A 16934-nucleotide genomic window follows, 5' to 3' on the forward strand; every position below is an offset into this window, starting at 1 on the left:
TGAGTATTATACTATCGATGGAGTCTGTAAGCTATGATGAACTTTTACAGATAACAGGGCCGGATATAAATCTCAGTCAGATTATTTACAGGCTTGTTAATTCCGGACTGATTGAAAAATCTGGAAATGACTACAAAATAAATCCCGAGGCTGTAAACCTCATAATAGCTAACCTGAGAAAAACCAGGATGGTGTGGTAAATGGCAACAGGAGTTGAGTCTCTAACAACAGGAGTTGGATCTCTGACAGATCTTATAAAATTCGATTTTGAAACAATTCTTTATATTATATACATAATTGTCCTTGCATATGTCCTTATATACCTGGTATCGTTCATAATCAAAAAAATAGGGGAAACAGCAGGTTATAAGAGAATTGCGGCAAATATGATAATTCCTTTATTTAAAATTACCATATATTTTTCCGCTTTTTATTTAATAATAACCTCATTAATACAGCCTTCACTGGAACAACTGGTTCTGTTCTCAGGTCTTTTTGGAGCAGCTCTTGGTTTAGGGTTAAAAGATCTCTTTGCAGATATAGTTGGAGGAATTGTAATTGCCTTTGAAAGACCTTTTCTTATTGGAGACAAGATATCCGTTCAGGGTAATTATGGAGAGGTAATTGATATAGGCCTTCGTTCGACAAGAATATTTACTCCTGATGATTCAGTAGTGTCATTTCCGAATTTTATAATTTTCAGCCAGTCAGTTTCAAGCGCAAATGCAGGCAAAACAGAAATGATGGTTGTAATTGACTTTTTTATCGATAATAAAAGTGATCTGGACACTGCCAGACGAATTTTAAGGGAATGCCTGATAACATCAAAATACATCTACATATCACATACAAGCTCATACAAAATCCTCCTTGATGATTTCCCGTTTTACCGGAGACTGAGAGCCAAAGCATATGTGAACGAACTGCGATATGAATTTGAATTTAAATCAGAGATTACAAGAAAGGCATGGTCGGAGTTTGATAAAAACGGGATTAAACCTCCGGAATTTTCAGGAAATATAATTGAAACTCCGGTTATTGAAAAATAACAATTTTTTTTACGAATTATCTCATTTCAGGATTGAAAAAATATAAAAAACAGAAAATAGCCTGAAAATTGGAATTTTGACAGTTTAATCCCTGATAATTTCAACTTTATGTTTTCCCACAACTTCCATATTCTCACTTCCAATATTATATTTATCAGACGCTGCAATATCGTCAAGAATCTTCCTGTTTAAGATATCACTAAGAATTCTCCGGTTTTTGGAATCAGAGACATATCTTATTCCAAGCTCTACCCAGTTGTCAGTCAGTTTTACATATACTGCCGGTTCTGTAACTTTTTTCGGCAGATAATACTTCTCTCCAAGCCTGTCCACCTCTTTTTCCGCCTGTATTGTCATCTCCCCTGTTTCAGTTTTGACAATATTCATAAAATTATTTATCGCCAGCTTCCAGTCGCTTTCATATGTTAGGGGAACAGTAATTTCATCCCAGATAAAATTGTGATCTTTTGTGTAATTGTAAATACTGCCGGTGATTACAACAGAATTCGGCAGTATTGCAATGCGTCCTGTTGGCTGCTCGGCATTAATCCAGCCCTTAATCTCCATCATTGTGGTATTCATAATTCCTATATCCATTATGTCCCCGACAACTCCTTCAACTTCAACGCGGTCTCCGATTTTATAGACACTTGTAAGAGCAATTATGATTCCGCCAACAAAATTTCTAAACAGATCCTGAAGCGCAATTGCAACGCCGGCGACTATAATTCCATATGATATCACAAGGGATTCTGTATTTTCAACCCAGATCTGAATGATAAAAAACAAAAATATCATCGCTGAAATTATGAAAATCCCTTTATTGAATGTAAACTGGGTTTTTCTGTCCTTTATCACTTTTTTAGCTATTCTCTTTGTAATTATTCCATATGCCAGGAAAATTATTCCTGTAAGGAGAAATGATAAAAATATTTTAAAAAATAAAGGATCCCCCAAAAAATTGTTCAGAAACCAGAAAATCACGGCGCCTGAGAACAAAATTACAGAAAATATATAATTGCGCAGCATAACTTTGAATTCATTAATATATTATTTATAAATACCTTCCACCATTATCAGCATTCATTGCAGCTATATCTGCAATAAGAGTTCAGAGAGAATATCACATAAATTCCGAGAGGCATTCACATATAGTACGATATCTTACTGCAATCAGAACGGAGATAAAATACGTTACAAGTATGGGAGAACTCTGTACCCTGTTAAAGGAGATGAATGAGATGACTTTTCGGGAAGCTCATGACTGGAAGATTATATTCAGGTATAGCAATATTGAGGCTGTGTGATTTTGGCCTATAAGGCTAAAGAATGCCTAAAAAAAGAATATTTGGTAGAAAAGTAATATCCAATCACGTAATTTTATTTTTCCGATTTTTCATCGATAATTTTTGAAATCATATGTTTTAATTCAGGGATCTGTTTCTTTATAATGACCCAGAGAGTATCGGTATCCACACCAAAATATTTGTGAATCACGATGTTTCGAACACCTACAATCTTTTTCCATGGAATTTGGGGATACTTATTACGTATGTCTTCAGGAATATTGGAAACTGCTTCTCCAATTATCTCTATATTCCTGACGACCGCATCAATTGTCTTTTGATCTTTTTGGAATTCATCTTTAGACAGGTCTCCGACATATTCCGAAATCCTCTCTGCGGCTTCAATAATATCCTCAAAAAAAACTTCAGGATCACGCTTTGACATATACAGCGTCCTCTGTTATTCCATCAAACACTCTTTTTCTCTGTTTTATCCCTGCTTTAAGAACAAGATCAACACGAACTCCAAGTAGTTGTTCAAGTTCATCTCTGAGATCAACAACCTCCCATCCTATTGGTTCATAAAAATCGACCATTATATCAAGATCGCTCTCTTCGGTCTGTTCTCCTCTTGCATACGACCCGATTATGCTGAGCTCTTTTATATTGTATTTTTCCTGAAAGCGGGCGAAATTGTCATTCAGTACAGCAACTATTCTCTTAAGTTCATCCGATCTTCCCCCAGCCTCTTCGGGATGATTGTTATCCATTGAATTTTGGTGCATTTTTGATTAATTTTATATTGTGGGTTATTATGTTAAGCCTTTTGTGGAACTATCGAATTCCGGGAATATCAATGTCAGGAACAGACGATATTTATGCTGTTTGTGATCCGTAAATCTAAAAGAAATGGAGCAGGAGGGATGCCTGTCCATCCCTCCTGTGACTATCGCAACCGGGGGAGAGTTGAATGAAAGGGATCTCCCCTCCCTTTATCAAAAAGCCGGTTTTTCGGCTGAAACCACACACCAAAACTAATCTGTTCATCAATAAAAAAAATACGAGAAAACGATTAGAACGCCCGATTTTTATGATTTTTTATTCACATTTAATTAAGAAATCCACGAGCCGCAAAAACCATTTATATATCCCACCAGATATAAAAAGCACAAGAGAATTTGAATTCCCGCAAAAAAACAGCAACAAATTAAAACAAAAGGGGGCAAAAAATGGAATCAAACAATAACCAGAAACCAGAACGTTCAGAGATAGATAGCCCGGATGGCGAACAATACAGTCTTAAGAAAATCATTCTAATCTGGGCACTTGCAACTGCCCCTATGACGTTTTTTGCATTCATTCTGACTCCGGCGGTGATCGCTTTTTTTAATATTCCTGATAGTGTCCCGGGATTTTTGGTATTCTGGCCGTTTATGATACTTGGCCTTATCTGGCAGTTTGTTCTGTCTCTCATTATAATCCGCTCGGAGACAGATCAGTTAAACTGGCAGACCATGAAAAAAAGAATGTGGTACACAACCCCCCGTGACCCCAAAACGGGGGAGCATAGCAATAAATTATTTTTGTGGGTCATTCCCTTCATCGGGTTAAGTCTTGTTTTGATGTTTATCCCTATGCCTGACGTTCTGGGTTCCCTCTTCCCGGTTCTAAAAACCCTTCCCCATTACAATCTTATGCAGCTGATGACTCCTGAATTTCAGGGAGTCTGGCTGATACTGGGCCTGACACTGATTACAATACCTTTCAATTATTTCTTAGGTGAAGAATTTCTTTTCCGCGGAATACTGCTCCCGAAAATGAACGGGGTATTTGGAAAGTGGGACTGGTTTTTTAATGGTGTCTTTTTTGCCCTGTATCATCTCCATAAACCACTTGGAATTCTAAGCCAGGCATTGTTCTCAGGTTTTCTGCTTAGTTACCCGGCCAAACGTTTTAGGAGCAACTGGATGGCTGTAATTATTCACGGCATCGAAGCCCCGTTTTCTATATATATTGTTCTTGGAATTATTCTTGGATGATTATTCTTTAATCAGAATAAGGAAGTTTCCAGCTAAGAAAAGGAGCAGGAGGGATGCCTGTCCATCCCTCCTGTGACTATCGCGACGGGGGGAGGGTTGAAGGGAGGGGAATTCCCCTCCTTTATCAAAAAGCCGGTTTTTCGGCTGAAACCACAACCAGAAAAACAGCAATTTGGAGTTTTTTTGGCATTTCCAGGAACACTCCTAAATCAGAGTGTGAAAAAAGGCAAATTGCTGTTTTTATAAAAATCAAAGCCAGAATTGTAGAGATATAATGGCTAGTTATTGGCCTGTATTTTCAGACGATGCATATATCAGAGTGGATGGAGATCGTGGAATAGAAGGCTTCTGTGTGGACGTTGATTTTGATGTTTTTTAACGATTTGGAGGGCTATTTAAGGTTTACTTTATGGAGTGGTGGCAACCAGCAAAACCCATGAGGAAGCTGAAGTCAATATGCATGAAGCGATTGCATTTCACATTGAGGTCTTAAAGTAGGACGGGTTTCCAATTCCTAAAGAGAAATCCTCTGCGTCGTGGTTTTTTTAATAAATTCCCTTAAGCATCATGAGATAATTCCTTCATAATGAGAGAGGAGAATAATGAGATCTATAACAATGCAATTGAATTTTATAATCCGTAAAATTATTAATATATATAATTAATTATTATCTTAGGTGAAAAATCATTCATATTTATTTGAAGATAATTCGAGCAATAGAAATATTTAGTTTTTTTATCGCTAACTTTATTGCTTATTTAATATTCCATCACTTTTTCCAATTCATAAATATTTACTGCTTAATAGGATTATTCGTAGTATCCCTTTTAATTTTAAAAACAAATTTAATTTTTAGCCTTTCTTTTTTTCAAAAAAAGAGGGAGGAGTCTGAATCCAATAAAGACTCTAATAATTCTAATGGAGATAACTCTCTTAAAAAAAGATTGATTCGCTTAAAGGAATTGTTAGGAAAAATTACTATTAAAAAATTCTTAAAATTTCTAATTGTTGCAATCAAATTCTTTTTCTTTAACGTATTTTATGAATTATTTCCTGTATATTTAATATGGATTTCATTTTTAGGCTTATATTATCTAGTAATGCATTACTGTTTTGATTCACTAATTACTCTAAATGAATCATTTTATTCGTTTAGTGCAACATTAGGAATAATACTAGGGGTATTTCAATATTACATGAAGAGAAATGAAGAAAAGGTATTTTCTAAAATTACATTAAATGGGAAAAAAATCTCAAATATAATATCTCATGAAACTGATTTTGATAGCTTTTTTTCAAGTTTGGAAGAGTCTAAAGATAAAGAAAAATCACTCAAGAATTGGATTTCAAATCAAATAGATCCAAATTTGAAACTTTTTGATTTATTGCGTACAATCAGTAGCGATAAAGAAATATCAAGAGAATTTAAAAGAATTATTCGGAATTCAAAGATATCCCCAATAAATATCCAAATGACAAATATAAATTCTGATATAAAATATACGATAATTGAAAATAGTGTCCTTAATGCATCTCATGAAAATGAATTAAAAAAAGCATATTCTAATTTTTTTGGAAGTGAAAAATTAATTGAAGATATATTAGGAAAAATTCAAGAAGAGATAAATCTCTCAGAATTTGGAATTTTAGCATTGAGTAATATAAATATAATCAATGAAGTTTTACCCCAGCTAATTAATAATGATCTAATTAAGGAGATGGATGTTTTATTATCTGAAAGGCCTGAATATCCAAGATGTAATGAATTGAATTCATCTTCATGCCGACAGATGATTCAAATTAAAGTGATGAAAAAAATTTATGACGATATTATTATCTAAAAAATATGAAGAAAAAAACTCAATCTCTGAACCCCTCAAATCTACCCCTAAGCACACCACTTTAAACTACAGAGGTACACACAATTTTCACTTTTTTAGGACGTGGCCAGTTTAATGCCGTCCTTACCAAGGACGTGGTATAACAATGCGAGGAGCAGGATTCGAACCTGCGAACAACTAATGACGGGGTCCTAAGCCCCGCGCCTTTGACCGACTCGGCAATCCTCGCACAAATAGAATTTAAGATCAAATTAACCAAAAATAATCTTACCGGATTGCTGATTCATTTTAGCCTGTAAAAGATATTAATCCATTGTATTGTTCCTGACAATATTCTAAAAAAAACCGAATTTTCATGAAATTAAAAGAGAGCTGTGCAAACAGACAGAAGAAACGCATAATTATCAATATATCAGGCGCGTCAGATCCCGGACAAACGGATATTCACAGGATGAATAAAGCTGTATAAAAACATCAGGCAAGACAAATATAATTTATTTGCCACAAAATAAACAAACAGTAGTTTACAAAACGCATTTCATTTCAAAATCAAAGGTGACTATCATAATATACAATAATGTACCAGAATATAACATTCACAAAGGCTAAACCAGAAAAAACATTAAAAAACCTGCACTAATCAAAACATTTATTGTTTAGCCAAAATGAAAGAAATTGTACTGGAGATTAGAATTTTATATGCTTACCGAGATAGCGCACATAATTGTGGCTTTTGCGGTCGCCTGGATTCTCTTTATAGCAATAGATTTATTGTTCAGACTGCCTGAGAAAGGAGGAGTTAGCGGTGCCTGCGCCATCGGCGAAGAGATCGAAAAAGCCGGCGGCGATGTAAACGGGGGATACATGATGGGCAACATCGTCTGTTCACCTGACGCATCCGCAGGAACACTTCTGGCAGCATGCGGAGTATTTATTGCAGGAATCTGGGGAGGACTTTTTGCAGCCGTTCTTATTTTTATCGGGAACCGCATATGCCATGACAAGGGATATGCAGGTACAACCGGAGCAGTCATAGCAACATTTGTGATATATGCATTTACACATATAGGATTCACCCCTGATGTGTTCATTGCCGGAATGGTTCTTGCAATACTCTCAATACAGGGAATTTCTCAAAAATATGCAAGCCGGCTTCTCGGAAAACTCTGGAGGATGAGATCTTGATAGTCGAAATCATATGTGGAATTGTTGCACTATATGCCTCAGTCAGGATTATCACAGAGAAAAACACCCTGAGAAAACTTACGTTTCTAAACGTCCTCAACTTTGCAGTAACAGGACTGATTGCACTTCTCCTTCCGTATCCTCTGGGAATAGCGGCCGCAGCTGCATACTTTGTGGGAGCAACCCTTGAATCGAATGCAATTGCAAGCACCTATGCAAAACGTGGTGATGCTTAAAATGGCAGATATCCTTCTTTTAATATTTGCAGTCATTGCTATTATGGGAACTGTTGCAACTGCCATACAAAAAGATCCGTATGACAAACTCATATCGCTTGGAATGCTCTTTGCGGGAGTGATCCCCTTCGTTGTTATCGGAGGATACCTTGATGTTGCAATATCACTCTCACTCATCATACCAATAACAACAATAATACTTCTTCAGGCAGTCTGGAGGTGTAAGGCATGACCCCCGTATTTATCCTCGGACTTGGAATTCTGATAATAGGTGTAATTGCAGCCGCATACCCTGACCCGAAGACTTACCTTAACCAGCTGATAAACCTGGAGATATCAGGTTTTGGTCTGCTGCTTATAATGCTGACATACAATGAAACACTGGCGCTTTTAACCTTCATTGCAGTAACGGCAATAAGCACCTTTGTACTTGTAAGAGTACTTGAAAGGAGGGAGATTAATTGAGCATTATCAGAACAGTCTCAAAGATTCTTCAGAATCACGACAATCTTGTAAGAGTCTACTCAGTGCTCGTAATAATTGTAATACTGGCAGGGATTCTGACTCTTCCCTCAATATCATACAACGATAATCAGCTGTACCCAAAAACGGTTGACATGAAAAGCCCCCTAAGTCCGTATGACAGAGGGGGGGACCCATTTGAAAAGGCAGATGTCAAAGCCCAGTATCCTGAAAATTCAGAATATCTCGGATATGTAACCGCATATCTGACGCCTTTGTCCCTGTTAATCTCACAAAATACCCTGTATACAGGAACAACTATTGTCTCCCACCCGGGAGGAATTATTGATGAGATACTCTACAACACAAGAGGTCTGGATACAATAGCTGAAACCAGCATTCTTTTTGTGGCATTCGCAATTGCGATGTTTCTTTTCAGGAGGCGTGAGGAATAATGTTCTTTACTCTTCCTGAAGACTACATCTTCGGACTTTTCATAGGATTTATCTGTATCATAATTGCGTTTTCGGCGATGATGAGGGAGAAAAACGATCTCCACCGTCTTCTGCTTACAGATCTGGTTGAGATACTGACACTTGTAATAATTGCACTCATAGGAACAGATCTTGCAGAAGCACTCATACTTCCGGGTCTGGTTGTCGGAATTGCAGAAATTCTTGCGATGGCAGAACTTTACATCGAGAAAGAAGACCTCACAAAAAAACCTGACAATTTCCTAAAAATCGAGATTATGGAGACTGCTCCGGGAATACTGGCAGTTGTGATGTTAATATACGGAATCATACTCTCAGGATTTACAGGCGGTGCGGTTGCAGGTCTTGGAATTTTGTTCTACTTCCTCTGCAAAGGAAATAATGAAAAGACAGAGATTTTAGAGACTGTCAGCGGCTATGCCTGGGTAGCCTGGGTTGTCGCATTCATTATTTTCATGACACTCCCGCAGTACTGGTTCTTTGCTGTAATGCTTGCCGGAACAGGAGTATTTGCAAAAGTGGCCGCAAAGATGGCAATAGTCGGAACAATGAGAGGTAACAGCGATGTATGAATTTGTAAACACGAATATTGAGGGTCAGGTGGCAGCCGTAATCCCGTTCGGGGATATCGTCGACTACTTCACCCCCTATACTGCAATACTGTTCATATTTGCACTGGTATTTACGATAGTGGCCCTTATTTCAAAACCTGAAAGACAGGTTGACATTGCATTCGGCGGTGATGCATACTATACAAAAGATATCTCCATAAAACAGATGAGATTCCAGCGTTTCATGGCCGCAGCCTGCGGTTTTGCAACAATGGGAGGAATTATTAGCGGTGATGTCTTTAATTTCACACTCTTTGTTGCAATGGTGGGAATTGCAAATATCGGTATAGTATCCTCAGTTAAAAACAGACATATCCTTGATAACGCCTACGAATACGGAATACTGGCAATGATAGGAACACTTCCTCTCTTTGCAGGTGCTGCAATAATACTTGCCACAACAGGCACACTCAGCATGTGGATTCTTTTCACACCTGGTGTGACTGTGCCTCTTGTTGCAAAATTACTGCTCGTAATCGGAGTGATAGCAGAGGGTATGGCTCCGGTTTACGTTGCAAAGGCCGAGATAACAAGGGCACCCGGTGCACCATACATCCTGATGGTGCATGTAAGCTCACTTGTGATGTTTTTGAGAGTAATAGAGATTGTAATTTCGATGTGATGCATATGAAAATGAAAAACATAAAAACTCTGCTTGCAATATCAGCAGCTGTCTGCATCATTGCAGGCTTTTCTGCGATTGACGGCTTAATAGAGGAATGGCTTGCCGCCGCAACACTTGTGGTATCCTTTCCGGTGTTTGTTGTGTCACTCGGACTGTGGTGGAAGGCATCTGACAAAGAAGGCGATTATCCGTTCGTAGGTTATTGAAATGATTCTGTTGTATATTTTATTTGCAGTCTTCGCAGGTCTGATGTATCATGGTATTCACCGAAAAGTGATTGCAAGAATACAGACAAGACCCGGACCTCCTATATGGCAGGAGATACTTCATGTACTAAAATTTTCATTTAAGCAGACATGGATTCCAAAGACTGCCTCACAGATTCTTTTCATGGGAATAGTAATTGTTGTGATAGCAATCTGGTCAGGAGCCCTGTATGTTCTTCTGTCCGGCGGAAGTCTCCTTATTATATTCGGAGTTTATCTTCTCCACAAGATTACAGAACACGGTCTTGGTCTCTCATCCGGTTCTCCCTACGGAAAGTTTGGGGCAATCAGATCAGTCATATCCGCAGCATCCGAGATACCGCTGATAGCCTCAATTGCAGGGATATACTTTATAACAGGATCTTTAATGATATCAGACATTGAGGCATATCAGGCATCACACGGAATTCTCTTAATAACAGCATTCCCGATTGCAATTGCAATGTATGTAATTGTCCTCTCAAAAGTCCCATACAGTCCTTTCGGGATAATCGAGGCAAAAGAGATTGTAAGCGGGAATAAAACCGAACATTTCGGAGTATGGAGAGCAGGGCTTGAAGTAGGTTTTGCAATTAAGACATTTGTCCTTCTTGCGACATTTATAACACTGTTTATAGGCACAATGCCATTCTGGATGCTTATCATTGCGTCACTAATCCTCCTTATGACAATGTCTTTCATATGTGCAATTACACCAATGCTCTCACCTTACGATGCGGTAACAATCCAGATTGCAATAATCGGCATTGTAATAATTTATGTGGCATATCTTGGGGTGACGGGATGAAAAAAGCAGAAATCCCGGTATTACTGGGTGTTTTGATCTACGCTCTGATAGCGTTATGGCAGGGTTTTGAGAAGAATTTCCTTGCCGTACAGGTTTTGGGACTTGTATTAATTTTTGCAATTATCGGAGTTATTTTGAAGACAAAGAATGGGGATAAACTAAAAAAAGGTGAAATGATAGCAATATGGGGCTGTATAGGCCTTTTTGCCGCATATATTTTCCTTATAATCACGGGGCTTTTATGACAGAATACATATACGAAAAAGATCTCCGGCAAATGAAGTACAGAATACTTGTAAGCAAAATGCATGATGAGGCAGTTACAAAGATAGCAGAATGCCTTGATGTTGAAAAACAGGATTTAAGAAAATATTTCATCAAAAATCTTGACATGTCATTTCTTGAAAATATTCCGGCTCGCTATAACTCATGGCTTTCAATTGAAAAAGGAAAAGATAACGAGATCTCATCACATCTTTGCACGAAACTACTGACTGATCACATCCCCCTCATAAAAAAAGAGGATATGGCAAATATTCAAAAATCTGTTGAAGAGGATATCAAATCAGGTCTTTCCAAAGAAGAAGCGATAAAAAAAGGAAAACAGACTATCAGGGAGATGATTCTGGTATGAACATAATCCAGTCATTAAAAAACATGGTCAGACAGCGTTCCATTCATGTATGTTATGTAAACGTCGGATCATGCAACGGATGTGACATTGAGATTTTAGCATGCCTGGCACCACGCTACGATATCGAGCAGTATGGAATCTACGTCCACAACAACCCGCGTGATGCAGATATCCTGCTTATAACCGGAGCCTGCTGTGAACAGTGGGAAGACAAACTTGCAGACATCTGGGAAAAAATTCCGGAGCCAAAGGCCGCTATAACAATAGGTAACTGTCCGGTGTCGGGATGCACATTCAACAGAAGAGGGAGTTATGTAAATCCTCCTGTTTCAAAATACATCCCGGTTGCTGCAAGCATTCCCGGATGCCCCCCGCGACCAACCGAAATAATAAGCACAATACTAAAACTTGCACCTTTAGTGTTCAAGGATTATGAGGAGAATAAAAAATGAAGAGAACTGTCGATGTTTCACTACCTATAGGACCTGTCCATCCCTGTTTTAAGGAACCTGCCAGAATAAAATGTGAAACTTCAGGTGAGAGAGTACTCTCTGCCGAAATTGAATTAGGATATGTCAAAAAAGGCATTGAAAAGATAATGGTGGGAAGACCCTGGCAGGAGGTTATGTTTCTTGCCGAAAGAATCTGCGGCATATGCTCTGTAGTTCACAACATGGTGTTTATCGAAACCGTGGAGAGGATAAGTAACATTGAAGTTCCAAAAAGAGCTGCCTACTTAAGAGTGGTTGTAAATGAGCTTGACAGGATGCAGTCACACCTGCTTGCAAACTATTCCTACTGCTATACAATCGAGCATGAAACTCTTGCAATGTATTTGATAAATCTGCGTGAAACTGTTGTTGACCAGCTTGAACTGATAACCGGTGCAAGAATTACATGTGCATTTATGATTCCGGGCGGTGTCAGGTTTGATCTCCGTGATGAAGACTCAAAAACGCTTCTTGAAGGCATGGATAAAATAGAAAAGGATCTGACCAGGTTTTACGATATTTTTAGATCAGGCCCCATGATTGCACTCAGAAGTAAGGATGTCGGAATACTGACAAAAGAAGACGCCATCATATCCCATGCAGTAGGCCCCACTGCACGTGCAAGCGGGATTGATACAGATGAGAGAAGCAATCACCCAACCTATCAGGAGCTTGGATTTAAACCTCTTGTACGTGATACCTGTGACAACTATGCAAGGCTTATGATCCGGTTTGAAGAAGTATTCCAGAGTGTCGAAATTATCAGAAAGTGCATAAAAGAGCTTCCGACAGGTCTTATCAGAGGCGGCGGAGAGGTTGGCGAAGGAGAATTTACATGGATTGGCGAGGCACCCCGCGGCGAACTCACATACCATATAAAAACCGACAAATACGGAAGAGTAGAAGAGATTGGAATACAGACACCGTCCATTATGAATATCGAAGCATGTGCACACCATATGCTAAAGAATGTTGATTCAGCAGCTGATGTCACATCAACTTTCATAAGTTCGGACCCGTGTGTTGCATGCAATGAGAGGTGATTGAAATGAACTCAATATCCTGCTACATCAAAGAATTCTTAAGGGCCGAATGGTGGAATAAGTTTCTTTTTGCAAAAACTCCTCCTCTTGTGACTCCGCCTCATTTCAGGGATTATCCAACCTTAACAGGCAATGAATGCACACATGAGTTAAGGTGCATGATGATTTGCCCCGCACCGGGCGCTATTGAGGTTTTAAAAAATGATGAAGGGAAATGGGCCCCTGTAATCTATAAAGGACACTGTATCCGCTGCGGACTATGTGTTGAAGCATGCCCTGATAACGTACTTACATCAGGCAGGATCTTAGAGCAGAATGAAATTGACAGAACCTCATATCTTGCCTCATATCACTTAAACGTAGATGACAAACTGTGCATGAAATGCGGCAACTGCTCGGTTGCATGCCCTGTCAACAAGGAGATTGATCCTCAGCTTGCATACAATGGCACATCATCAAGCAATGACGTAATAATGAGAGTCAAAGACTCAAAACTTACTATAATTCATCCTGAAAAATGCACAGGCTGTAAGACCTGCGAGAAGACATGTCCAAACCTTGCCATTACCGTAGCAAGAGTTATTGAAGGCGATCAGGATGAGGATTAATAATATTACAGACAAACATTTTTTATCATAAACAGGTTATATTAATCTGATGCTAAGTCACAAATGTGGTTATGAAGAGGATCTCCGTTGCAAAAAGTGTGGAAAGGAGTTGATAATGAATAAATCCGGCCTTTACTGCCCCCACTGCGGCAGACAGGTTGTATTGATATGTCCCGGATGCGGAAAACCCTGGAAATAACTAAAAAACTTAAATAAAATAAATATCTCAGACATATTTCATGTAATTCAAAAAATAATTTTTTAAATATTATACAGGAATATTGCTCCGCATCCAGTCTGCATATTCCTCTCTTATTTTTTCCTTCTCTTTTAAAGTCAGATCATTTCTCTTGTTCTTCCGGAGATATTTTCCAAGTTCACTGACAATTGCCTCAGCCTGATGATAATCACTGACCTCAAGATAAACAGGAGTTCCTTTGACCTTAATTATCTCCCCGCATTCAGGACATAGCCGGTGCTGACAATATTTATCAACATAGGTGAAGGACGCACACCCGGGACAGCGGAGTATCAGATACACTTAAAATTATCTGATCTCAGTTAAAGATGATTAAACTTACCCAAAAAAAAAATATTTAATGATTGCAGACATTCTGGCCGGATTTTAGGTTTCCGGCAACGTAGCTCTTTATTGCATCATCAATATTGCCACAGACACCAATGAAAACCTCAATGCCAAGTGAATTAAACAATTCAATTGCTCCCTGACCCATGCCTCCTGCAAGAACAACTTCCGCGCCATTCTCATTTAAAAATCTGGGAATTACACCAGGAGCATGTGCCGGACTGACTAACGACTCTTCTTCTGTTATCTGACCATTTTCAATAGTGAAAAATGCATATTCCCTGCAATGTCCAAAATGCTCTGCAACTATATCTCCGTCTTTTGCAACTGCTATTTTCATAAAATATCTCCTAATCTGTATATATTAATTTGTTAGAAAGCTACGAATTTAAAACCTATTGTTCATGACAAAAAAAACAAACTGCGGCACTTGGTAGAACTATCCTGATTAGGTAGTAAACAGAGAATTATTTGCAGTCTTTTTCCGAAGAAAATGAGGTACTTTTTACAGGTGAAATTTAAACATTCATCTTATATGAGCATTGAAGTGCTGCCGGTTGAAGGTCTTCCTATCTTCCATGAAGGAGACAGTATTTCAGAAGATATCTGCAGGAAAATAGAATTAAAAGACGGGGATCTGCTCTGTGTGGCATCTTCGGTTTATTCAAAGACCAAAGGCTATACAAGAGTACTTGATGAAATAACTGCAGGTAAAAGGGCGAAGGAGATAGCAGAAAAATGCGGAGAAGACCCGCGTTTCATACAGGCTGTTCTTGATGAGACAGCTGATCTTATAATTGACTATCCCTTTGTTCTCTCCCAGCTCAAATGCGGCCATGTGGGAGTACGTGCCGGCGTTGACAACAGCAATATCGAAAAAGGATTTATTGTACGTCTTCCTCCCGAGCCAATGGCATCCGCAGAAGAGATAAAAAAAGAGATTAAGAATATCACAGGTGCTGACATCAGGGTAATAATAACTGACACCTGCGGACGATCTTTTAGAAGAGGACAGACCGGCGTTGCATTAGGATGGGCAGGGATGACTGCAATACGGGATTTCAGAGGCGATACAGATCTCTTCGGCCGCGTTCTTGAAATAACAGAAGAAGCGGTTGTGGATGAATTTGCCGCTTTTTCGAATTTTATTATGGGAGAGAGCAACAATGGTGTTCCGGCAGTGATCTTCAGAAACTGCCCGTTCTGGGAAGGCCATGACGAACTCTTTTTCAAATCTGATGAAGACATAACAATAAAGGCATTAAAAAAGCTCTAATAACAAATTTCAACCAGAATATACTTTTTTAAAAATAAGTAATAACAGATATAAACTCAGTTTAATTCTAAAAAAAATCATGAAATCAATGTTTCATGAAAATGAGATTTCTATTTTCAATATAATATCAGAATATGTGGTTTAATATTGCAATTATGATTCCTGATGCTGCCGCGGCAATCAGTACTGCCTTTGGCGATATATGAATCGAACGCTTGTCCTCACTGTCATAGTATGTAACAAGACCTGCAGATGAAACCAGATTTCCGCCTTTGCTCTTTGCTGCCATGCTTATTATATCTGCACTCAGAATATATAAATGAAAGGCAAAAGAGGCAAAGCGATAGTATGTCGGATTCGTATACAATATCAGGAAAAGCATATGCAGGCAGAGAAGCAGTCCTTTGCAATGTTGAAATAACAGTAGAAAACGGCATTATCAAAGATATAGAAGAGAAAAAAAATGTCGATGAAAGATGGATATTCCCATGTCTTTTCAACTCACATACACATCTTGCAGATACGGTCGCAATGGATACAGAAGTGGCGGGAAGTCTCTCCGAGCTTGTCGCCCCGCCGGACGGCTTAAAACACAAAATTCTGCGTGAAACAAAACCGGAAATACTCAGTGGTGCGATGGAAAGCAGCATAAAATATATGCTTAAATCAGCAACATGCGGATTTTGTGATTTCAGGGAAGGAGGAACGAAAGGAGTTGCTCTGCTAAAAGATGCACTTTCAAAAACAGAAGCCCTCGGAATAATACTGGGAAGAGAGGGGGGGCAGGACTTTTCTGACGGGATTGGTATTTCCAGCACAAAAGAAGGCCCCCACACACTAACTCTTGCGGAAGAGACAAGAAAAAAAGGTGGATTTGTAGCTTTTCACGCAGGAGAAAAAGATAACAGGGACGTTGATCTGGCAATTGATGCAAAACCCGACATGCTTGTTCATATGACTCATGCATCTGATATTCAGCTCAAACGCTGTGCAGAACTGGATATACCAATAGTAATCTGCCCCAGATCCAACTGGATTTTAGGCGTTGCAGATTCAGACAGGACACCCCCTGTCAAAAAAATGCTTGAATACGGTTGCAGAGTCCTTTTGGGAACAGACAATGTGATGTTTGTCCAGCCCGACATGTTCTCCGAGATGTCATTTTTTTCATATATCTACAAAATATCATCTGAAGATATTCTTAATATGGCAGTATCGGGCTCAGATCTATTCAAAAAACCTTTTTTTATAGAGAAGGGCAATCCTGCATCTTTTTTCACTGTGAATACAGGCAATTCAAATCTGCGCTTTAGCCACTCTCCTGTAAAAACAATCGTGAATAGAATGAGTTCCGGCTTAATTGAAAGAACCTATTTTAAGTGTATAAAAAATAAATAATTCTTATATCACAATT

The 16934-nt window shown here is 38.6% G+C and carries 29 protein-coding genes and 1 tRNA gene; 23 read left to right on the forward strand and 7 right to left on the reverse strand.

All coding sequences use genetic code 11. The features are described from left to right. Together ACTB1O_RS09770 and ACTB1O_RS09775 are read left to right on the forward strand one after the other, a co-directional pair. The coding region (locus ACTB1O_RS09770; RefSeq protein ID WP_462994948.1) for a hypothetical protein at positions 1 to 200 on the forward strand (200 nt) is incomplete at its 5' end. Then, complete coding sequence (locus tag ACTB1O_RS09775; protein WP_462994949.1) at positions 201 to 1049, forward strand: mechanosensitive ion channel family protein; 849 nt, start codon at positions 201 to 203, stop codon at positions 1047 to 1049. 84 nt (positions 1050 to 1133) lie between these two features. Here the strand turns inward: ACTB1O_RS09775 and ACTB1O_RS09780 are convergent, their stop codons facing one another. The 3 genes from ACTB1O_RS09780 to ACTB1O_RS09790 all read right to left on the reverse strand — a co-directional run bounded on the left by ACTB1O_RS09780 (position 1134) and on the right by ACTB1O_RS09790 (position 3105). Then, entirely contained in the window at positions 1134 to 2033 is a 900-nt protein-coding gene (locus ACTB1O_RS09780) for a mechanosensitive ion channel family protein (protein ID WP_462994950.1), read from the reverse strand. Positions 2034 to 2429: 396 nt separating this feature from the next. Continuing rightward, positions 2430 to 2780 carry a HepT-like ribonuclease domain-containing protein gene (locus ACTB1O_RS09785; protein WP_462994951.1) on the reverse strand — a complete coding sequence of 117 codons (351 nt, stop codon included), beginning with the start codon at positions 2778 to 2780 and terminating at the stop codon, positions 2430 to 2432. Next, positions 2767 to 3105: a nucleotidyltransferase family protein gene (locus ACTB1O_RS09790; RefSeq protein WP_462994952.1), complete on the reverse strand. Its 339-nt coding sequence runs from the start codon at positions 3103 to 3105 to the stop codon at positions 2767 to 2769. Before ACTB1O_RS09790 ends, ACTB1O_RS09785 begins: the two co-directional genes overlap by 14 nt. A gap of 200 nt (positions 3106 to 3305) precedes the next feature. Between ACTB1O_RS09790 and ACTB1O_RS09795 the strand changes: the two genes are divergently transcribed. The 4 genes from ACTB1O_RS09795 (at position 3306) to ACTB1O_RS09810 (ending at position 6216) form a co-directional block, all read left to right on the forward strand. Further along, entirely contained in the window at positions 3306 to 3581 is a 276-nt protein-coding gene (locus ACTB1O_RS09795; RefSeq protein WP_462994953.1) for a hypothetical protein, read from the forward strand. After that, entirely contained in the window at positions 3565 to 4374 is an 810-nt protein-coding gene (locus tag ACTB1O_RS09800; protein ID WP_462994954.1) for a CPBP family intramembrane glutamic endopeptidase, read from the forward strand. The genes ACTB1O_RS09795 and ACTB1O_RS09800 overlap by 17 nt, the downstream gene beginning before the upstream one ends. Before the next feature lie 53 nt (positions 4375 to 4427). Next, a complete protein-coding gene (locus tag ACTB1O_RS09805; protein ID WP_462994955.1) occupies positions 4428 to 4649 on the forward strand; it encodes a hypothetical protein in 222 nt (73 codons plus the stop codon). A 922-nt stretch (positions 4650 to 5571) separates the two neighbouring features. Beyond that, complete coding sequence (locus tag ACTB1O_RS09810) at positions 5572 to 6216, forward strand: hypothetical protein (RefSeq protein WP_462994956.1); 645 nt, start codon at positions 5572 to 5574, stop codon at positions 6214 to 6216. 146 nt (positions 6217 to 6362) lie between these two features. On the opposite strand, the gene ACTB1O_RS09815 is transcribed toward ACTB1O_RS09810, so the two are convergent. Continuing rightward, positions 6363 to 6445 (reverse strand) — tRNA-Leu (locus ACTB1O_RS09815). A 470-nt stretch (positions 6446 to 6915) separates the two neighbouring features. Between ACTB1O_RS09815 and ACTB1O_RS09820 the strand changes: the two genes are divergently transcribed. Genes ACTB1O_RS09820 through ACTB1O_RS09890 form a run of 15 tightly spaced genes read left to right on the forward strand, consistent with a single transcriptional unit; the run spans position 6916 to position 13857 of the window. Next, positions 6916 to 7401 (forward strand): hypothetical protein, encoded by a 486-nt coding sequence (locus ACTB1O_RS09820; protein WP_462994957.1) that lies wholly within the window; start codon positions 6916 to 6918, stop codon positions 7399 to 7401. Beyond that, complete coding sequence (locus ACTB1O_RS09825) at positions 7398 to 7637, forward strand: EhaC family protein (RefSeq protein WP_462994958.1); 240 nt, start codon at positions 7398 to 7400, stop codon at positions 7635 to 7637. The genes ACTB1O_RS09820 and ACTB1O_RS09825 overlap by 4 nt, the downstream gene beginning before the upstream one ends. Before the next feature lies 1 nt (position 7638). After that, positions 7639 to 7869, forward strand: a complete 231-nt coding sequence (locus ACTB1O_RS09830) for an EhaD family protein (protein ID WP_462994959.1) — start codon at positions 7639 to 7641, stop codon at positions 7867 to 7869. Beyond that, the gene (locus tag ACTB1O_RS09835; protein ID WP_462994960.1) at positions 7866 to 8102 is read left to right on the forward strand and encodes an EhaE family protein; all 237 of its coding nucleotides are present in this window, start codon (positions 7866 to 7868) and stop codon (positions 8100 to 8102) included. The genes ACTB1O_RS09830 and ACTB1O_RS09835 overlap by 4 nt, the downstream gene beginning before the upstream one ends. After that, positions 8099 to 8554 (forward strand): EhaF family protein, encoded by a 456-nt coding sequence (locus ACTB1O_RS09840; protein WP_462994961.1) that lies wholly within the window; start codon positions 8099 to 8101, stop codon positions 8552 to 8554. Before ACTB1O_RS09835 ends, ACTB1O_RS09840 begins: the two co-directional genes overlap by 4 nt. Beyond that, positions 8554 to 9165, forward strand: coding sequence for an EhaG family protein (locus ACTB1O_RS09845; RefSeq protein WP_462994962.1), 612 nt, complete (start codon positions 8554 to 8556; stop codon positions 9163 to 9165). Before ACTB1O_RS09840 ends, ACTB1O_RS09845 begins: the two co-directional genes overlap by 1 nt. Continuing rightward, a complete protein-coding gene (locus tag ACTB1O_RS09850) occupies positions 9158 to 9826 on the forward strand; it encodes a hypothetical protein (RefSeq protein WP_462994963.1) in 669 nt (222 codons plus the stop codon). Before ACTB1O_RS09845 ends, ACTB1O_RS09850 begins: the two co-directional genes overlap by 8 nt. Before the next feature lie 5 nt (positions 9827 to 9831). After that, the gene (locus tag ACTB1O_RS09855) at positions 9832 to 10035 is read left to right on the forward strand and encodes a hypothetical protein (protein WP_462994964.1); all 204 of its coding nucleotides are present in this window, start codon (positions 9832 to 9834) and stop codon (positions 10033 to 10035) included. 4 nt (positions 10036 to 10039) lie between these two features. Then, positions 10040 to 10882, forward strand: coding sequence for a respiratory chain complex I subunit 1 family protein (locus tag ACTB1O_RS09860; protein ID WP_462994976.1), 843 nt, complete (start codon positions 10040 to 10042; stop codon positions 10880 to 10882). Further along, positions 10879 to 11127, forward strand: a complete 249-nt coding sequence (locus ACTB1O_RS09865) for a hypothetical protein (RefSeq protein ID WP_462994965.1) — start codon at positions 10879 to 10881, stop codon at positions 11125 to 11127. The genes ACTB1O_RS09860 and ACTB1O_RS09865 overlap by 4 nt, the downstream gene beginning before the upstream one ends. Beyond that, positions 11124 to 11516: an EhaM family protein gene (locus tag ACTB1O_RS09870; RefSeq protein ID WP_462994966.1), complete on the forward strand. Its 393-nt coding sequence runs from the start codon at positions 11124 to 11126 to the stop codon at positions 11514 to 11516. Before ACTB1O_RS09865 ends, ACTB1O_RS09870 begins: the two co-directional genes overlap by 4 nt. Next, entirely contained in the window at positions 11513 to 11968 is a 456-nt protein-coding gene (locus tag ACTB1O_RS09875) for an NADH-quinone oxidoreductase subunit B family protein (RefSeq protein ID WP_462994967.1), read from the forward strand. Before ACTB1O_RS09870 ends, ACTB1O_RS09875 begins: the two co-directional genes overlap by 4 nt. Then, entirely contained in the window at positions 11965 to 13050 is a 1086-nt protein-coding gene (locus ACTB1O_RS09880) for a hydrogenase large subunit (protein ID WP_462994968.1), read from the forward strand. The genes ACTB1O_RS09875 and ACTB1O_RS09880 overlap by 4 nt, the downstream gene beginning before the upstream one ends. Before the next feature lie 5 nt (positions 13051 to 13055). Further along, positions 13056 to 13658, forward strand: a complete 603-nt coding sequence (locus ACTB1O_RS09885; protein WP_462994969.1) for a 4Fe-4S binding protein — start codon at positions 13056 to 13058, stop codon at positions 13656 to 13658. 49 nt (positions 13659 to 13707) lie between these two features. Next, positions 13708 to 13857 carry a DNA helicase PriA gene (locus ACTB1O_RS09890; protein ID WP_462994970.1) on the forward strand — a complete coding sequence of 50 codons (150 nt, stop codon included), beginning with the start codon at positions 13708 to 13710 and terminating at the stop codon, positions 13855 to 13857. A 69-nt stretch (positions 13858 to 13926) separates the two neighbouring features. On the opposite strand, the gene ACTB1O_RS09895 is transcribed toward ACTB1O_RS09890, so the two are convergent. Next, entirely contained in the window at positions 13927 to 14199 is a 273-nt protein-coding gene (locus ACTB1O_RS09895; protein ID WP_462994971.1) for a DUF1922 domain-containing protein, read from the reverse strand. A 55-nt stretch (positions 14200 to 14254) separates the two neighbouring features. Then, positions 14255 to 14584, reverse strand: a complete 330-nt coding sequence (locus ACTB1O_RS09900) for a NifB/NifX family molybdenum-iron cluster-binding protein (protein ID WP_462994972.1) — start codon at positions 14582 to 14584, stop codon at positions 14255 to 14257. A gap of 195 nt (positions 14585 to 14779) precedes the next feature. Between ACTB1O_RS09900 and ACTB1O_RS09905 the strand changes: the two genes are divergently transcribed. After that, positions 14780 to 15520, forward strand: coding sequence for a coenzyme F420-0:L-glutamate ligase (locus ACTB1O_RS09905; RefSeq protein ID WP_462994973.1), 741 nt, complete (start codon positions 14780 to 14782; stop codon positions 15518 to 15520). A gap of 127 nt (positions 15521 to 15647) precedes the next feature. On the opposite strand, the gene ACTB1O_RS09910 is transcribed toward ACTB1O_RS09905, so the two are convergent. Further along, a complete protein-coding gene (locus tag ACTB1O_RS09910) occupies positions 15648 to 15809 on the reverse strand; it encodes a preprotein translocase subunit Sec61beta (RefSeq protein WP_462994974.1) in 162 nt (53 codons plus the stop codon). A gap of 59 nt (positions 15810 to 15868) precedes the next feature. Between ACTB1O_RS09910 and ACTB1O_RS09915 the strand changes: the two genes are divergently transcribed. Beyond that, positions 15869 to 16918 (forward strand): amidohydrolase family protein, encoded by a 1050-nt coding sequence (locus tag ACTB1O_RS09915; protein WP_462994975.1) that lies wholly within the window; start codon positions 15869 to 15871, stop codon positions 16916 to 16918. The last annotated feature ends 16 nt before the right edge of the window (positions 16919 to 16934 follow it).

It is taken from the genome of Methanomicrobium sp. (assembly GCF_055145805.1).

Excerpts from the sequence above, each read along its gene's own strand:
- ACTB1O_RS09775 (WP_462994949.1), top strand. The coding sequence starts at position 201 with ATGGCAACAGGAGTTGAGTCTCTAACAACAGGAGTTGGATCTCTGACA.
- ACTB1O_RS09785 (WP_462994951.1), bottom strand. The coding sequence starts at position 2,780 with ATGTCAAAGCGTGATCCTGAAGTTTTTTTTGAGGATATTATTGAAGCC.
- ACTB1O_RS09790 (WP_462994952.1), bottom strand. The coding sequence starts at position 3,105 with ATGGATAACAATCATCCCGAAGAGGCTGGGGGAAGATCGGATGAACTT.
- ACTB1O_RS09795 (WP_462994953.1), top strand. The coding sequence starts at position 3,306 with ATGAAAGGGATCTCCCCTCCCTTTATCAAAAAGCCGGTTTTTCGGCTG.
- ACTB1O_RS09800 (WP_462994954.1), top strand. The coding sequence starts at position 3,565 with ATGGAATCAAACAATAACCAGAAACCAGAACGTTCAGAGATAGATAGC.
- ACTB1O_RS09805 (WP_462994955.1), top strand. The coding sequence starts at position 4,428 with ATGCCTGTCCATCCCTCCTGTGACTATCGCGACGGGGGGAGGGTTGAA.
- ACTB1O_RS09810 (WP_462994956.1), top strand. The coding sequence starts at position 5,572 with ATGAAGAGAAATGAAGAAAAGGTATTTTCTAAAATTACATTAAATGGG.
- ACTB1O_RS09820 (WP_462994957.1), top strand. The coding sequence starts at position 6,916 with ATGCTTACCGAGATAGCGCACATAATTGTGGCTTTTGCGGTCGCCTGG.
- ACTB1O_RS09830 (WP_462994959.1), top strand. The coding sequence starts at position 7,639 with ATGGCAGATATCCTTCTTTTAATATTTGCAGTCATTGCTATTATGGGA.
- ACTB1O_RS09835 (WP_462994960.1), top strand. The coding sequence starts at position 7,866 with ATGACCCCCGTATTTATCCTCGGACTTGGAATTCTGATAATAGGTGTA.
- ACTB1O_RS09845 (WP_462994962.1), top strand. The coding sequence starts at position 8,554 with ATGTTCTTTACTCTTCCTGAAGACTACATCTTCGGACTTTTCATAGGA.
- ACTB1O_RS09850 (WP_462994963.1), top strand. The coding sequence starts at position 9,158 with ATGTATGAATTTGTAAACACGAATATTGAGGGTCAGGTGGCAGCCGTA.
- ACTB1O_RS09855 (WP_462994964.1), top strand. The coding sequence starts at position 9,832 with ATGAAAATGAAAAACATAAAAACTCTGCTTGCAATATCAGCAGCTGTC.
- ACTB1O_RS09865 (WP_462994965.1), top strand. The coding sequence starts at position 10,879 with ATGAAAAAAGCAGAAATCCCGGTATTACTGGGTGTTTTGATCTACGCT.
- ACTB1O_RS09870 (WP_462994966.1), top strand. The coding sequence starts at position 11,124 with ATGACAGAATACATATACGAAAAAGATCTCCGGCAAATGAAGTACAGA.
- ACTB1O_RS09875 (WP_462994967.1), top strand. The coding sequence starts at position 11,513 with ATGAACATAATCCAGTCATTAAAAAACATGGTCAGACAGCGTTCCATT.
- ACTB1O_RS09880 (WP_462994968.1), top strand. The coding sequence starts at position 11,965 with ATGAAGAGAACTGTCGATGTTTCACTACCTATAGGACCTGTCCATCCC.
- ACTB1O_RS09885 (WP_462994969.1), top strand. The coding sequence starts at position 13,056 with ATGAACTCAATATCCTGCTACATCAAAGAATTCTTAAGGGCCGAATGG.
- ACTB1O_RS09890 (WP_462994970.1), top strand. The coding sequence starts at position 13,708 with ATGCTAAGTCACAAATGTGGTTATGAAGAGGATCTCCGTTGCAAAAAG.
- ACTB1O_RS09900 (WP_462994972.1), bottom strand. The coding sequence starts at position 14,584 with ATGAAAATAGCAGTTGCAAAAGACGGAGATATAGTTGCAGAGCATTTT.
- ACTB1O_RS09905 (WP_462994973.1), top strand. The coding sequence starts at position 14,780 with ATGAGCATTGAAGTGCTGCCGGTTGAAGGTCTTCCTATCTTCCATGAA.
- ACTB1O_RS09910 (WP_462994974.1), bottom strand. The coding sequence starts at position 15,809 with ATGGCAGCAAAGAGCAAAGGCGGAAATCTGGTTTCATCTGCAGGTCTT.
- ACTB1O_RS09915 (WP_462994975.1), top strand. The coding sequence starts at position 15,869 with ATGTCGGATTCGTATACAATATCAGGAAAAGCATATGCAGGCAGAGAA.